This window comes from Stetteria hydrogenophila, from assembly GCF_054657575.1.
In genome coordinates this window covers 645266-660097 of record NZ_BAAHYL010000002.1, presented here as the reverse complement: position 1 = coordinate 660097, position 14832 = coordinate 645266, and the positions used below count along the sequence as shown (strand labels likewise).

General features: G+C 69.0%; 14 protein-coding genes. 6 read left to right on the top strand and 8 right to left on the bottom strand.

Annotated elements, in window-relative coordinates:
* Positions 1-35 precede the first annotated feature (35 nt).
* The 3 genes from lysM to argC are packed head-to-tail and all read right to left on the bottom strand — an operon-like array spanning position 36 to position 2363.
* Positions 36-464, bottom strand: a complete 429-nt coding sequence (lysM, locus tag ACYQ3J_RS06735) for an HTH-type transcriptional regulator LysM (RefSeq protein ID WP_460126071.1) — start codon at positions 462-464, stop codon at positions 36-38.
* A 2-nt stretch (positions 465-466) separates the two neighbouring features.
* Positions 467-1288, bottom strand: coding sequence for a [LysW]-aminoadipate/[LysW]-glutamate kinase (locus ACYQ3J_RS06730; protein ID WP_460126069.1), 822 nt, complete (start codon positions 1286-1288; stop codon positions 467-469).
* Between the two features lie 25 nt (positions 1289-1313).
* The gene (argC, locus tag ACYQ3J_RS06725) at positions 1314-2363 is read right to left on the bottom strand and encodes an N-acetyl-gamma-glutamyl-phosphate reductase (RefSeq protein WP_460126294.1); all 1050 of its coding nucleotides are present in this window, start codon (positions 2361-2363) and stop codon (positions 1314-1316) included.
* A 221-nt stretch (positions 2364-2584) separates the two neighbouring features.
* Between argC and lysW/argW the strand changes: the two genes are divergently transcribed.
* From lysW/argW to ACYQ3J_RS06705, 4 genes are read left to right on the top strand one after another with little or no spacing between them, the layout of a single operon-like run.
* Positions 2585-2758: an alpha-aminoadipate/glutamate carrier protein LysW/ArgW gene (gene lysW/argW / locus ACYQ3J_RS06720; protein WP_460126292.1), complete on the top strand. Its 174-nt coding sequence runs from the start codon at positions 2585-2587 to the stop codon at positions 2756-2758.
* A 4-nt stretch (positions 2759-2762) separates the two neighbouring features.
* Positions 2763-3602, top strand: a complete 840-nt coding sequence (gene lysX, locus ACYQ3J_RS06715; protein WP_460126067.1) for a lysine biosynthesis protein LysX — start codon at positions 2763-2765, stop codon at positions 3600-3602.
* Between the two features lie 7 nt (positions 3603-3609).
* A complete protein-coding gene (locus ACYQ3J_RS06710) occupies positions 3610-4770 on the top strand; it encodes an aspartate aminotransferase family protein (protein ID WP_460126065.1) in 1161 nt (386 codons plus the stop codon).
* Complete coding sequence (locus ACYQ3J_RS06705; RefSeq protein WP_460126290.1) at positions 4742-5824, top strand: M20/M25/M40 family metallo-hydrolase; 1083 nt, start codon at positions 4742-4744, stop codon at positions 5822-5824. Before ACYQ3J_RS06710 ends, ACYQ3J_RS06705 begins: the two co-directional genes overlap by 29 nt.
* Before the next feature lie 40 nt (positions 5825-5864).
* Here the strand turns inward: ACYQ3J_RS06705 and ACYQ3J_RS06700 are convergent, their stop codons facing one another.
* Positions 5865-6368 (bottom strand): GIY-YIG nuclease family protein, encoded by a 504-nt coding sequence (locus ACYQ3J_RS06700; protein WP_460126063.1) that lies wholly within the window; start codon positions 6366-6368, stop codon positions 5865-5867.
* Positions 6369-6460: 92 nt separating this feature from the next.
* On the opposite strand from ACYQ3J_RS06700, the gene ACYQ3J_RS06695 reads away from it, so the two are divergent.
* Both ACYQ3J_RS06695 and ACYQ3J_RS06690 read left to right on the top strand, forming a co-directional pair.
* Entirely contained in the window at positions 6461-8275 is a 1815-nt protein-coding gene (locus tag ACYQ3J_RS06695) for a ribosome biogenesis/translation initiation ATPase RLI (protein WP_460126061.1), read from the top strand.
* A gap of 74 nt (positions 8276-8349) precedes the next feature.
* Positions 8350-8916, top strand: coding sequence for a hypothetical protein (locus ACYQ3J_RS06690; RefSeq protein ID WP_460126059.1), 567 nt, complete (start codon positions 8350-8352; stop codon positions 8914-8916).
* Positions 8917-9249: 333 nt separating this feature from the next.
* Here ACYQ3J_RS06690 and ACYQ3J_RS06685 read toward each other — a convergent pair whose 3' ends face one another.
* From ACYQ3J_RS06685 to ACYQ3J_RS06670, 4 genes are all read right to left on the bottom strand, one after another.
* Positions 9250-10062, bottom strand: coding sequence for a SagB/ThcOx family dehydrogenase (locus ACYQ3J_RS06685; protein WP_460126057.1), 813 nt, complete (start codon positions 10060-10062; stop codon positions 9250-9252).
* A gap of 404 nt (positions 10063-10466) precedes the next feature.
* Entirely contained in the window at positions 10467-11738 is a 1272-nt protein-coding gene (locus ACYQ3J_RS06680) for an ABC transporter permease (RefSeq protein WP_460126055.1), read from the bottom strand.
* The gene (locus ACYQ3J_RS06675; RefSeq protein ID WP_460126053.1) at positions 11725-12474 is read right to left on the bottom strand and encodes an ABC transporter ATP-binding protein; all 750 of its coding nucleotides are present in this window, start codon (positions 12472-12474) and stop codon (positions 11725-11727) included. The genes ACYQ3J_RS06680 and ACYQ3J_RS06675 overlap by 14 nt, the downstream gene beginning before the upstream one ends.
* A gap of 120 nt (positions 12475-12594) precedes the next feature.
* Positions 12595-14766 (bottom strand): hypothetical protein, encoded by a 2172-nt coding sequence (locus ACYQ3J_RS06670; RefSeq protein WP_460126051.1) that lies wholly within the window; start codon positions 14764-14766, stop codon positions 12595-12597.
* Positions 14767-14832: the final 66 nt, after the last annotated feature.

Below are 14832 nucleotides of genomic sequence, written 5' to 3'. Positions count from 1 at the left end.
GCGGGGGCTGGGGTAAATAGCCGCCGCCCCCCGGGCTAGTGGGCTCGGAGGACTATCATCGTGTAGGTCGACGCCACGCCGGGTATGGAGCGGATGTAGTCTATTATAGCGTTGACCTCCTGCGCCCCCCGGGCTCTCGCCACCGCTACAATGTCGTACTCGCCTGTCACCTCGTAGACTCGCTCGACGGCCTGGTTCTCTAGTATCGCCGCCGCGACGTCCGGGGTCTTCGAGGGGGGGCTCGTCTTGACCAGTATGAGCGCCGAAATCTCCCCCTCCACCTCGTAGTCTATCGTGAACCTCCTGATCACGCCGAGCTTGACGAGCCTCGCTATCCTCTTCCTCACCGCGGACTCGGTGAGGCCCAGGCTCCTCGCGAGGGAGGCGTAGGAGGCCCTCGCGTTCCTCCTGAGGAGCTCGAGGAGCTTGTAGTCCCTCTCGTCGAGCCCCTGCCTCCTAGCCAAGGCTAGCCCCTCACCACCGTCCCCCCGCCCCTGAGGGCCCTCGAGACGGGGGCGTCCACGTTGCCGGGCGCGATGACCGCGAATCCAGCGCCGCCCCTAACGGCCCTCGCGGCCTCGAGTATCTTCCTCTTCATCCCGTGGCCCACCCTCGCGGCGTAGGCCTCCGCCTCCCCCGCGGGTATCGACTCGACCACCCTCCCGTCCAGCATCACGCCGGGGACGTCGGTGAGGAGGACGAGGGCGCGGGCCTTGAGGGCGCCTGCTATAGCGGCGGCCGCCTGGTCCCCGTTGACGTTCAGCAGCACCCCTCCCCTGCCGATGGCTAGCGGGGCGACCACCGCGACGTCAGCCGCCGAGGTGAGGGCCTCTAGGCACGCGGTGTTGACGCCGGTGATCCTCCCAGTGTACCCCCCGGGCACCACTTGGGGCCTGCCCCTCTTGTTGAGTATCACGATCCTCTCCCTCCTCTCCGCGGTGAGGAGGCCGCAGTCGGCGCCGCTCACCCCCACCGCCGAGAGGCCGGCGGTGGAGAGCCTCGCAACCAGCGTCTTGTTGACTAGGCCGGCTATGACCATCGTGTAGACCTCCAGCTCCTCCCTCGTCGTGTACCTGCTCCTGACCCCGCTCGGGGACACCACGAACTTGGGCTCGACGCCTAGCCTCTTCGAGTACTCGGTGACGAGGTCGCCGCCCCCGTGGACGAGGACTATCCTCCAGCCCTCCCTCCTCAGCGACGCCAGGTCCCCCGCGAGCCTCGCCACCGACTCCTCGTCCGCAGCTATCCTCCCGCCGACCTTCACCACTAGGAACCCGGCCGGCTCCACGGGCCGACACCTCCACGCTCCGGTGCTAGGGGGCTAGGGGCGGGATCCTGAGCCCCGCGTCCTCCGGGAGCCCAGCGGCGACGTTGAAGGCCTGGATCGCCTGGCCCGCCGCGCCCTTTACGAGGTTGTCTATCGCGGCGAACCCTGTGACCCTGCCCAGCCTCGCCTCGACAGCCCAGCCGACGTCGGCGTAGTTGCTCCCCGCGACGAACTTGGGGTCAGGGTACCTGCCCTGGCTCCTCGCCTCGACGAGCCTCACGAAGGGCTTGCCCCGGTAGAGGCTCGCGTAGGCCCTCGCCACCGCCGCCTCGTCGACCCCCTCCCTGAGCCAGGCGTGGGCGGAGGCGAGCACCCCCCTCACCGCGGGGACGGCGTGGGGGACTAGGGAGACGCGGACGCTGGAGCCGGCGAGCCTGGAGAGCTCCTGCTCCGCCTCCACGGCGTGCCTGTGCCCCCGGGCGCTGTAGGGCCTCACCGCCCCCTCCCTGAGGGGGTGGTGGTCGCCCCTGGAGGGCTTGGAGCCCGCCTCGCTGCTCCCAGCCTTCACGTCGACCAGGATCCTCGCGGGCTCCTCCAGCAGCCCCGAGGCGGCCAGGGGGGCGGCGGCTAGGATCGCGGCGGTGGAGTTGCAGCCGGGCACCGCGATGAGCCTGGCCCCCCTAAGCTCCTCCCCCCTCAGCTCGGGGAGGCCGTAGACCGCCTTCTCTAGGAGGTCGGGGTAGGGGTGCTCGAACCCGTAGATCCTCGGGTAGAGCCCGGGGTCCCTGAGCCTGTAGTCCGCGCTCAGGTCCACCACCATCACGCCGGACTCGTAGAGCTCGCCCGTCACCTTGACGCCGACGCCGTGGGGGAGCGCGGAGAAGACCACGTCGGCCTCCAGCGCCCTGTCCAGGCTGAGGGGCTCGAACCTCAGGCCCTGGTAGACCCCCCGGAGGTGGGGGTGGGCGTAGTGGACAGGCCTCCCCGCGTACTCCCTGCTAGTAGCGTAGGAGACCTCGACCTCGGGGTGGAAGGCGAGGAGCCTCAGGAGCTCCCCGCCCGTGAACCCCGAGGCGCCCAGCACAGCCGCCTTCAGCCCTCAACCCCTCCGCTCAACCGTTTAGGGGCCCCCTGTTAGCCCAGCGCGCCACCGCGGCGCCCCCGGGTTTAAGTGGGTTCTGCACCGGCCCGTCTATGAACCGACACCCCCGGCTAGCTGGAGGCGCCCGCGGCTAGCGTGTAACGCTTAAAACCCGCTGCCATGGCTGCGCTCCTACGCGTCGCGCCTCCCGAGATTAATTACCCGGGGTGCTGGCGGTGCCCGAGTTGAAGTGCCCGGTGTGCGGTGGAACGGTTAAGGTTGACGACGACGCCCTCCCGGGCGAGCTGGTGGAGCACGACTGCGGGGCGGTCCTGGAGGTATACAGGGACGAGAACGGGGAGTTGAAGCTGAGGCCCTTCCAGGGAGTCCAGGAGGACTGGGGAGAGTAGGGTCTTGGAGGTCGCGCTGCTCTACGACGTAGTTAGGCTTGAGGAGAAGATGCTGATCAAGGAGCTGAGGGAGAGGGCCAGCCTCAGGCTCATCCACACGCCCACCGCTACCCTCGAGATCGGCAGGCCTCCAGGGGGCGAGGTGGACGCGGCGCTGGTGAGGTGCATAAGCTACTACACGGCAGTAGCGGCCGCGGCCGCCGCGGAGTCGTGGGGGGCGGTCACCGTTAACAGCTCGACCGGCATAGCAGTCTCCGGGGACAAGGTGGTCACCCAGTCCCTCCTCCACAGGGCCGGGATCCCGACGCCCCGCTCCATCCTAGCCTTCAGCGTGGACTCCGCGGTGAAGGCCGCGGAGAGCCTCGGCTACCCCGTCGTCTTCAAGCCCACCGTGGGGAGCTGGGGGAGGCTCGCCGCGCTCGCCAGTGACGAGGAGGCGGTGAGGGCGGTGGCGGAGCACCGGGAGTACCTCGGGGGCCCCTACAGGGTGCACTACCTCCAGGAGTACGTCAGGAAGCCTGGGAGGGACATTAGGGCGATGTGCGTGGGCGGCGCGGTCCCCGCGGCGATCTACAGGGTCTCGCAGAGCTGGATAACCAACATGGCCCGGGGGGCCCGGGCGGAGCCGGCGAGGGTCGACGGGGAGATGGAGGACCTCGTCGCCCGCGCCTGCGAGACCGTGGGAGTCGACACTGCGGGGGTCGACCTCGTCGAGGACCCGGAGAGGGGCTACCTCGTCCTCGAGGTCAACGGGGTCCCGGAGTTCAAGAACGTCGCCACAGTCACGGGCGTGAACGTGGCGGGCATGATAGCCGAGCACCTCCTGGAGAAGGCTAGGAGGTAGGCCCGGATTGCAGGGCTTGAGGGTGCTCAGGTACTACGGGGGCAGGGGGCTCAGGCTGACGCGGGGGTTCATGCAGTACGTCTGGGACGACAGGGGGAGGAGGTACCTCGACGCCCACACCGGCCACGGCGTCGCCTTCCTAGGCCACGCGAACCCCCTCGTCGTGGAGAGGGTCAAGAGGCAGCTCGAGGAGCTGCCCGTCTGCAGCATGTCCTTCGACTGCGACGCGAGGGACGAGGCGGTCAGGGCCCTCTCAAGGATAGCCCCGAGCCGCCTCGACACGGTGGCGTTCGCGAACACTGGCACCGAGGCGGTGGAGGCCGCCCTGAAGATGGCGTGGGCGGCCACGGGGAGGAGCGGGGTCGTAGCGTTCAAGGGATCCTTCCACGGGAGGACCCTCGGCGCGCTGAGCGTGACGTGGAACCCCAGGTACAGGAGGGGCTTCCCCGTGCTGGACGTGACGTTCCTAGACTTCAACGGTGACCCCGGGGAGGTCGAGGGGGCCCTGAGGAGGCTGGAGGGGAGCCTCGCGGCGGTGATAGTGGAGCCGGTGCAGGGCGAGGGCGGAGTAAACCCGGCGACCCGCGAGTTCCTCAGGGCGGTCGAGGACGCCGCGAGGGAGGCGGGGGCGGTGCTCATAGTCGACGAGGTCCAGACCGGCATGGGGAGGACGGGCAGGGTCTGGGCCCACGAGCACTACGGCGTGGAGCCCGACGTGGTCACGGCGGGGAAGGCGCTGGGGGGCGGCGTGGTCCCCGTCTCCGCAGTCCTGGCCCGAGGCGACGTCGCGTCGAGCCTCGAGGGCGGGAGGCACGGCTCCACCTTCGCCGGGAACCCCGTCGCCATGGCCGCGGTCGCCGGGGCGGTGGAGGCGCTCACCCGCGACGACGCCCCAGGGAAGGCCGCCGAGGCCGGCGCGAGGCTGCTCAGCGGCCTCCGCTCCAGGCTCGAGGGCTCGAGGCTGGTGAGGGAGGTCAGGGGGCTCGGCCTCATGGTCGGCGTCGACCTGAGGCGTGACCCCGGCCCGGTGCTTAGGTGCATGCAGGAGAGGGGAGTGCTCGCCCTGAAGGCTGGGGTTTCAGTGGTCCGCCTCCTGCCGCCCTACATGGTCACCCCTAGCGACGTGGAGGCGATGGTTGATGTTGTCGCGGGATGCCTGGGGGCGTGAGGCGGCGAGGATCCTCTACAGGCTCGTCTCCATCTACAGCCCCACCGGCCGCGAGGAGGGGGCGGTGAAGGCGTTCCTCGGGGAGGCCGAGCGCCTGGGCCTCGAGGCCTGGAGCGACGGGGTGGGCAACGCCTTCGCCGCCCCGCCGAGGGCGCCCGGGAAGCCGGTGGTGGCGCTGGTCAGCCATGTCGACACCGTCGAGGGCTGGGTGGAGCCCGGGTACAGCGGCGGCGCGGTCTGGGGCAGGGGCGCGGTCGACGCTAAGGGCCCCCTCTCAGCGATGCTCGCCGCCGTCGCGGCGCTCGCCAGGCTAGACCCCGAGGCGCCCGTCGCCGTCGCCGGCCTCGTGGGGGAGGAGGGGGACAGCAGGGGCGCCAGGTTCCTCGCGGAGCACGGCCCCCACGCCAGGTTCATAGTGATAGGGGAGCCAACCGGCGGGGACGGGGTGGTGATAGGCTACAGGGGCAGCTTCAGGCTCCGCGTCACCTGCGAGGCCGATGGGGGCCACTCCGCGAGCCCCTGGGCGGGATCCTCCGCGCTCGACCTCGCACTCCAGGCCCTCGAGGCGGTGAGGAGCCTCTACCCCCCGGAGGGGGTCTCGAGGCCAACGCTCACCCCCGTACTCTTCAAGGCCGGGGACGGGAGCAACGTGATCCCGAGGAGCGCGGTGATAGTCTTCGACTCCAGGATCCCGGCCGGGTGGACCCCGGAGGGGATCCTCGCGGAGGTCTCCAGGGCGATCCCTGAGGGATGCAAGGCCTCCATCGCGGGGGGCTACACGCCACCCGTGAGGGTGTCGCTCAACGACCCGGTCCCCAGGGCGCTCGTAAGGACCCTCCTCGAGGCGGGGGCGAGGCCAAGGCCCTCCCTGAAGGCTGGGACGAGCGACATGAACCTGCTAGCCGGCGTGGCGGAGAGCATCGCAGCCTACGGCCCCGGGGATCCCTCGCTCGCCCACACGCCGAGGGAGAGGGTGACCGAGGCCGAGCTGGGGCTCGCCGTCGAGGTCTACGCCCGCGCCGCGCTGCGCCTCACCCGGTCGAGCCGGGGCTAGGATCCCTCCCCCCGCCGGGCCGCCGGGGCCCCCGGGGGCGCTACTCCCCGCGGGGCAGGGTTACAACGCCGCACTCGGCCCCCCACCCCACGCTTTTCTGGAGGCACTCCAGGGCGTCGCGTGCTATGCGCTCGGGGGCGACGCCTGGGGGCGCGGTGTAGAGGTGGCTGGGGGATTCTGGGTCGTCGCTCGCCCCGAACCCCTCGACGGGCTCGTAGCCCCTCGCCGCGAGGCACCTCGACGCCTCGGACTCGCAGGGGGGCCCCACCCTGCCCCAGCTGGGGGCGGCGCAGTACGCCACCATGGAGAGCCTGGCGTTGGGGGAGGAGGTGAGCCAGTCGACGTGCCACCACAGCCTCTTCCCCCTCCTCGCGTGCCTCTGGATCCTCGCCCTCAGCCCGCCGGGGCCCCCGGCGCTGCCGACGTAGAGGTAGACGCCCGGGGGGAGCGTGCCCCTGAACCGGCGGGCGCCTACCCACACGCTCCCCGAGGCCTCGACTACGAGGACGTAGCACCCCCTACGGGCGGGGATCCCCTCGAGCACCCCTCCCGAGCCCCTCCCGGGCTTGCCTGGGCTCGACTTTAAGGGAGCCCGCCCTTCGGGGGAGACCAGCCGGGGGCTCGAGGGGTTGGGGGATGGCTAGGCTGGCGGTGATAGACTACGAGGCGTGCAAGCCTAGGAAGTGCAGCTACGAGTGCATCAGGGTCTGCCCTGTGAACAAGACTGGGAGGGGCGTTGCTATCGAGGCGGACGAGGCTGCCCGGGGTAAGCCGGTGATATACGAGGACGCCTGCATAGGCTGCGGGCTCTGCGTGAAGGCGTGCCCCTTCAAGGCTATCAGCATCGTGAACCTCCCCGAGGAGCTCGAGGAGGAGGCGGTGCACCGCTACGGGCCGAACTCGTTCAAGCTCTACGGGCTCCCCGTGCCGAAGCCCGGCCAGGTCCTCGGGTTGATCGGGAGGAACGGGACTGGGAAGACGACGGCGGTGAGGATCCTGGCGGGGGAGATCAAGCCGAACCTGGGGAGGCTCGACGACCCGCCAGACTGGCCGGAGATCATTAGGAGGTTCAGGGGGAGCGAGCTGCAGCCCTACCTTGAGAGGCTCGCCCAGGGCAAGCTGAGGGTGTCCCACAAGATACAGTACGTCGACCTCGTCCCGAGGAGGCTCAAGGGCACCGTGGGGGAGCTGCTGGAGAGGGCGGACGAGCGCGGCGTGGCGAGGGAGCTCGCCGGGGAGCTGGGCCTCGACAAGCTCTGGGACAGGGACGTGAGGAAGCTGAGCGGGGGTGAGCTGCAGAAGCTCGTCGTCGCCGCCGCGCTCAGCAAGGACGCGGACGTCTACATCTTCGACGAGCCGAGCAGCTACCTGGACGTCAGGGAGAGGGTGAGGGTCGCCAGGCTGATCAGGAGCGAGGTGAAGGGGAACAAGTACTTCATAGTCGTGGAGCACGACCTGGCGATGCTCGACTACCTGAGCGACCTGGTCTCCATACTCTACGGGGAGCCCGGGGTCTACGGGATAGTCTCCAAGCCCTACGGGGTCAGGAACGGGATCAACTACTTCCTCGATGGCTACCTCCCCGCGGAGAACATGAGGATCAGGAGGGAGCCGATAACGTTCGCGAGGCCCCAGACGGGGGAGCCGGGCGGGAGCAGCGCGGAGAGGAAGCTCATCGAGTGGGGGGAGCTCGAGGTCCGCCTGGACGGCTTCACGCTCGAGGCGGAGCCCGGGGAGGCGTGGGGCGGCGAGGTCATAGGCATAGTGGGCCCGAACGGTATAGGGAAGACGACGCTCATCAGGGTGCTCGCGGGGAAGCTTGAGCCCAGGCGGGGCTGGGTCGCCGTCCTGGGCGACTACACCGTGAGCTACAAGCCCCAGTACATCTCCCCCGAGGCGATCCCCGAGGGGGTCACGGTTGAGGAGCTGCTGAGGAGGGTGAACCCGGAGGCCCTCGCCCCCGGGTCCTGGCTCTACGTTGAGCTGGTGAAGAAGCTGAGGCTGGACAGGCTGTTCGACAGGGAGGCGAGGAGCCTCAGCGGCGGGGAGCTGCAGAGGCTCGCGATCGCGGCGGCGCTCGCGAGGGAGGCGGACATCTACCTGATAGACGAGCCCTCAGCCCACCTAGACGTGGAGGAGAGGCTCGCAGTCGCCAAGATCATTAGGAGGCTGACGGAGACCAGGAAGGCGGTCGCGTTCGTGGTCGAGCACGACTTGATGCTCGAGGACATGATAAGCGACAAGCTGATCGTGATCCTCGGCGAGCCCGGAGTCCACGGCAGGGCGAGCAGCCCCCAGCCGGTGCCCCGCGGGATGAACGCGTTCCTCGAGTACCTCGGCGTCACGGTGAGGAGGGACCCGCAAACCGGCAGGCCGAGGGTGAACAAGGAGGGGAGCTACCTCGACAGGCTCCAGAGGGCGAGGAGGGAGTACTACGCGGTGAAAGCCTAGCCCCCCAAGGTGGGGCGCCCCGTTTAACCCCCCGCGGGCCCGAGGCATGCTTGGACGGCGAGTGGTGCCACTGCTTGCAGGGCCGGCCCGGGATCCCGCGCTGGGTCAAGGGGGTTAGGGTCGAGTACAGGCCCGGGGGAGGAGTGGCCGCGGCCGGGAGGCGGGGGAGGACCCTCTGGCTCGCCGTGCCCGCGAGCCCCTCCAGGCTCCTCGAGGACGGCGACGCCCTAGCGGAAGCCGTCGAGGCGGCATCGGAGGCCTGGCTCAACCCCCTCACCTCCGGCTCCGCCTCGCTCGCAGCCTCGATCCTGCTAGGCGCCCTGGGGCTCGTGCTCCTCGCCGCGGCGCCTGAGGGTGCCCTCGGCGCTCTCGCAGCCGCCCTCATCTCAGCCTCGCTGGCAATCGCCCAGGGGTCGCGGTTCACGTTCAAGGGGAGGGCCCGGGGGAAGCCCGGGGCCCAGCCGCGGCGCGCCGGGTGGGTGGAGCCCCTGGTCAAGGCCACCGCCGCGCTCGCAGCGTCGCGCGAGGGCCGCCACGGCTACAGGGGCACCTACCCCCTCATGGGCGAGGTCTTCGAGTACACGGTGGAAACCACGGGCGGGGCAGTACTGGTCTCAATGAGGAGGCGCAAACCCTACTAGCCCCAGGGGCGCGTGCGGGGCCCACGCTCTATACACGCGTTAATAACCGCTAGAAGGAGCCTGAGATTTCAGCACCAAGACCCCCCAGCAGGGGTGCGGCGGTATGTGCTTCAACCAGGAGCGCGTGAAGGAGAAGCAGGCTAAGAAGGAGAAGAAAGAGGAGGCAGTAGCCGTCGCCAGGAGGTAGAGGCGATCCCCGGGGAACGCTCCGAGCCCTCCCCGCTTTATTTTTTATTTATTTCACCGATTTTCAAGCAATTAACCGTTGCGCCCCCCGGCTGGCCCCCGCGCTCCGCCACAGTGGAGCCCTGGGGGCCCGGTGGGGCTGGGGCTTCAGCGCCTCGGGCCTATCGGGTAGAGGAGCATTGGCAGCTCCAGCCTGCAGTCGGCCCCTAGCAGCTTGCAGAGTTCGAAGTCGTAGAATGCCCCGACGGCGACGGTCGCCAGCCCCAGGGCCTCGGCGGCGATGTAGATGTTCTCCCCCGCGTGGCCTGCGTCTATGTGTGTGTAGCGGTAGCTCCTGTACCCGTACTTCGAGGCCGTCCTGGGCAGCACCGCGGTGAGGGCTATCACGGCTGGGGCCTCGCCGACGTGCTCCTGGCCGAGAGACGCCCAGGCGAGCCTCTCGGAGTAGTCGCCTGGGGCCACTAGCTCCAGGGCGTGCTCGCCGGGGTTGTAGTGGTAGACCCCCGGCTCCAGGCCCTCAACGCTCCTCGCTGCAACGTAGGCCTCCAGGGGCTGCAGGGCCCCGGCGCTCGGGTAGGCCCTCTTGGGGCCGCCCCACCAGGCCCTCCCCGTGACCCCCACGCTGTAGTAGAGCACGTCGCCCAGGTCCTGCAGGCTGAGGCTCCCCCCGTAGCTCCTCCTACTCCTCCTCAGCCTGACGGCCTCGAGGGCGTCGACGCCCGACTCCAGCCTGGGCTCGGGCAGCTCCACGACCCGGGCCCCGGCGAGGGTCTTGTAGTACTCCCCCGGGGGCGGCGGGTACCGCGTGGAGCCCCCGTAGTAGCCCGGCTGGAGGGCTGCGAGGAAGTGGTAGAGCCACGCGGGATCCCCGGTCTCCTCCGCCACCCTGAGCCCCTCGAGGAACAGCCTGAAGCCCCTCCCGCCCAGGAGCCTCCTAAGCCTCTCCTCGACCCCGGCCAAGCCCCCGACCCCAGGGAGGCCCAGCCGCCGCTCCCCGTTTTAGCAAGCCAAGCAGCGCAGCCACGGCTGGGAGGCGCGGCCGGCCATCCCAGGGTTCTGATGAAGGTTTCGAGGCCCACGCCCCCCAATACCTTAATATACTCCAGGAGCGAGTAGGGCCAGCCGGCCCGCGCGCAGGCGCGGGCCGGTGCGCCGGAATGGCCAAGGGCAAGAAGAAGAGCAGCAAGAAGTCGGAGAAGACGGAGAAGGAGGGGTAAGGAGGCCGCCAGCGGGCCCCAGCTAACGCTGGGGCTCCAGCGGCCTCCCCCCTTTCTGCCCCCCTCAACCCTCTAGCGGGGTTTTTGCTACATTTTTAAGTTTTAAACTGGTATTACGCCGCGGCCGGCTCCCCGGGGCGGGTCGCCTTACCTTGCCGGGGCCGCGCGGCGCTTGAGGAGCCTGGCTTTGAGGTTGTAGCCGGTTAGGAGGGCTTCTGGGTTGAAGAGCTTCGCGGCCAGGATTGTCCAGGCGGCTGCGTGGCCTGCTAGGGCTGCGTAGGAGGCTAGGATCCCCTGGGCGTCCCCTGTTATGGATGAGACCGTCGCCTGGAAGACGGGGTAGAGGGGGTCTAGGAGGAGGGCCGCGCCGGGCCCGTGGATGCTTGGGGTGAAGCCCATGAGGGCGGCGAAGTAGGGTAGTATGAGTATGAACGTGGCCTGGCTCGCGGCGAGCTGGGCCCCCCTCACGTCCCCGGCTGCCATGCCGAGGGTTAGGCCTAGGATGAGGCTCACGTAGAGCGACGCGGCGAGCGCTGGGGCGATGGCGGGGAGCACTCCCAGGCTGAGCCCTGCGGCCCCCTCGGCTAGCACGGGCTTCAGGCTCCTGTAGTAGACGAGGAACCCCGCAGTGAAGCTGGCGAAGCCTAGGAGCGCCACGCCAAGCGTGCCCGCGACCTTCGAGACCACTATCTCCCACCGGCTCACCGGCGCGGTGAGGAGCATCTCCAGGGTCTTGGCCTCCCTCTCCAGCCCTATGCTCGTCGCCGCGACCTGGGCGGCGCTGAGCAGCATGATTAGGAGGACCATTGGGATGAAGAGGGTTGTGAGCGTTAGGCTCTCCATCTCCGCCGGTGTGAGGATCCTCCCCCTCATGTAGTACGCGGTCTCGGCCACCAGCGGCGACGCGATCGTCTCAGGCCTGAGCCCAGGCATGTACTGGGCTAGGATGGATGCAAGTATAGCCCTGCCCGCCTGCTCCACCCGCTGGGCCACTGCCTGGGCCACCGAAGCCTCGGTGAAGGAGGGCGTGGACCTGGAGACGTAGACCTGCACCCGAGCCGGGAGGCCCCGGGTGAGGTTCCCCGAAGCCCCCGCGGGGACCACGACGACGGCCTTGTAGCCCTCCTCTAGCAGCTCCCAGGGGCCGCCGGCCGGGAGGCTCTCGGCGTAGGTTGCGTTCAGGAGCCCGGCGAGCGCCCGGGCGAGGGCCCTGTCCGCCTCCGAGGCGCCAGGGGCCGGGGCGACTATGGCTGCTACGGGCTTCTCGGCGGCCCTGATGGTCTGCCTCAGCGCAGCCCCCTCCACCGCGCCGAGGAGGGTGAAGATGACCAGAGGCATGACTATCATGCCGATGAGGACCGTCTTCTCCCCCACGAGCTCCCTGAACTCCTTGGCCGCGAGGACTCTAAGCCTCCCCACGCCTCCCCACCACTTTCATGTAGACCTCCTCCAGGTTCCTGGCCCCGTGCCTCTCCAGCAGCTCCCCTGGGGATCCCTCCTCGACCACGGCCCCCGAGCTTATCAGGTAGACCCTGTCGGCGACGTACTCCACCTCGAACATGTTGTGGCTCGACACGAGCACCGCCGCCCCGCGGCTCCGGGCGTACTCCCTCACCACCCTCCTCACCTCGACCGCGTGCTCCACGTCCAGCCCTGACGTCGGCTCGTCTAGCACTACCGCCTCGGGCTCCGTCATGAGAGTCCTCGCGAGGAGGATCCTCCTCTTCATCCCCTTACTGTACCCGCCCATAGGCCTCCTAAGCGCGTCCCCGAGCCCCGAGATCTCCGCGCCCCGGCGGGCCATCTCCAACGCCTCAGCCTCGCTCCCAGCGTAGAGCCTGGCGGTGAAGAGGAGGAAGTCCCACCCCGTCATGCGCCTGTAGACCCCGGCGTCCTCGGGGAGGTAGCCGAGCCTCCGCCTCGCCTCAACCGGCTCCCTGAAGGGGTCGAACCCTGCAACCCTCACCTCGCCCTCGTCGGGCCTCAGGAGGCCGACGATGATCCTCAGCGTCGTGGTCTTCCCCGCCCCGTTCGGCCCCACGAGTGCCACGACCTCCCCGCCGCGGGCGTCGAGGCTCACGCCCCTCAACGCCTCGACGCCGCCGGGGTAGGTCTTCCGCAGCCCCCTAGCGTGGATCAACGCCTCGCCCGGCAAAACCAGCGCCTCCCGCGGGCCGCGCTAGGAGGGGTAGGAGCCCCCGTAATATGAAGCGATGAAAAACAATGTGGAAAACCGGGGGCCGAGGCGTCGACCCTCCGGGGGGTTGATGCGGCGCTACTTCCTGGCGAGGGCCGCGGCGGCCGCGGCTAGGATTAAGACGACTAGGGCCGCGGCTATGAGGGTGGTTGTGCCCCCGCCCTGCCCGGCGGCTTCGGTCGTCCCGGTTTCCGTGGCGCTGGTGGCTGCCTCGCTCGTGGTCTCGGTGGCGTGGGTCGTGGTCCCCTCGGTTCCCGTGGTGGCGGTGGTCGCCCCTGGCGTCTGGGTGGTTGTGGTGGTTGTCGTGGATTGAGTCGTGGCCGGGGGCTGGGTCGCGGTGGACGTGGTTAGCGTCTCAGTCGTAGTGGTCGTGGTTGTAGTCGTCGTGGTCTCGCTCGGCGGCTGCCCGGCCTCGGCTAGGTCGACGGGTACTAGCGTCGAGAAGCCGGGAACAGTAGCCTTGAGGACCCCGTTCTCGACAGTCACGTTCCTGATGATCTCCACCTTGCCGTTGGGGTGGACGCGGGCGAGCGCGGGCTCCCTCGGGGTCTTGGCTAGGGGTATCTCGACCTCGCCCCCGCCCTCGAGGGCCCCCTCGACCTTGATCGCTGGCCCTGCGACCGCCCTCCTAAGCTGGCCGGGTAGCAGGCTGGCTGCCTCCTCGGGCTTCAGCGTGGCGATGGCGAGCTGGCCCTTGAACTTCAGGTTCTTAACCTTGACCTTGAACTGGCCTAGGGTGTTGTTGAGGGTTATGTTCAGCTCCCTCGCCACCGCTACGCTCCTACCCCTGCCGGCCTTTATGACGGTCTTGACCGCGTTGTGGATGACTAGCTTGCCCCTGGCCCCGGGGAGGTGCACCACTGCCTCCCCGCCCTTCGGGGCCCTGACTACCACCTCTCCCTCCTCGCCGACGCCGTAGACCGTGCCGTTGTAGACGAGCCTGAGCCTGTTTATCAGCGTCCTGTTCTCGCTCGTGATGACTACGTGGCTCAGCTCCTCCTTGCCGGGCTCGATTATGAAGGAGACGCCGTCGACGCCGGTGAACTCGGCCCTGGCCTCCTCGAAGCGGTAGAGGCCCAGCTTCGCCAGCCTGGCCAGCTTGTAGAACGCCGGGGCCGGGCTGTCTAGGCCCTCGACCCTGGAGGATAGGTTGACTGTGGTGGTGTTCTCCTCCTCGCTGTGGCTCAGGGTGCAGTGGAGCCTGAGGGCCGTGACGCCCACCAGGTCCTCCGGGATCCCGCTCGCGTCGAGCGTGAACCTCGCCGCCGCGAGGGTGTTGTTGAACTCCATGCTAACCTCCGCGTTGTAGGTCACGTTCAGGCTGCCCTCGTAGCCCTCGTACATGGATAGGGCGTCCTCAACCTCCCCCCTGAGCTCGCCGAGCCTCTCAGCGAGCGCTGCGGTGGGGCCGGGCGGGTTGACCGGGATCCCGGGCAGGCCCTCCCTCAGCTTCTCGGCTAGCTTGGAGAGGTAGAGGTCGAGGCTTATCGTGACCGCGCCCTCGTTCAGGTCGGTGGTGACGGTCACGTTGTCCTGGAGGCCGAGCCTAGTGATCAGGTTATTCGCAAGCATCGCTAGGGCGCTGGCGTACTGCTGGTCGAGCATCGGGACCCCCGTGTTGAAGTCCACCGTCACCGTGCCCCAGAGGTGCCTGCTAGCCTCCTCCTCGCCCCTCGTAGCGTTCAGGTACAAGTCCAGGTCGAGGTCGAAGGTGACGTTGATCGCCGTGGCGTTCGTGTAGGACTCGTAGTGCACCGGGCCCTCGAGCGCCAGGTGCTGGTAGAAGTAGGAGCCGGGGGCGAACTCGCGCTCAACGACACCCGTCAGGTTCAGCGCCAGGAGGGTCGAGCCATTCTGGGACTCCGAGTGGTACCTGACCTCCAGCCTTGAGATGTTCTCCACCCAGGCGCCCCTGCGGGTCTCGTTCGAGTAGGCTGCCTCGCCGCTCACCGTGTTCCTGAGGTAGCCCTCGACCGTGGCGTTCAACTCGGGCATCGGGGCTGTTAGCGAGCCCTCGGCGTGGAGGGTCTCGTTCCCGTAATCCAGGGTGGCCTCGCCCTCAACGCCGAGCGACGGCTTCACCACGGCGGCGATCCTCGACTCCACAGCGTCGGGGGCGATCGTGGCGGCCTCAGTGTAGGAGGCGGGGGTCACCCCGGGGCGGCCGTGGCCCCACCCACGCGCCGGGGGGCTCGTGGGCGGCTGGGCCGCCGCCACCGCTGGAGCGACGGCCGACACCGCCAGCAGCATTATTAAAAGAATAGCCTGAATAGTGCCTTTCAACCTAAACACCTCACCCGATCTCTAGAAACCCTA

Bases quoted from the DNA above. Each gene is read 5' to 3' on its own strand.
- ACYQ3J_RS06695 (WP_460126061.1), top strand. From the start codon at position 6,461: ATGGCTAGGCTGGCGGTGATAGACTACGAGGCGTGCAAGCCTAGGAAG.
- ACYQ3J_RS06705 (WP_460126290.1), top strand. From the start codon at position 4,742: ATGTTGTCGCGGGATGCCTGGGGGCGTGAGGCGGCGAGGATCCTCTAC.
- ACYQ3J_RS06670 (WP_460126051.1), bottom strand. From the start codon at position 14,766: ATGCTGCTGGCGGTGTCGGCCGTCGCTCCAGCGGTGGCGGCGGCCCAG.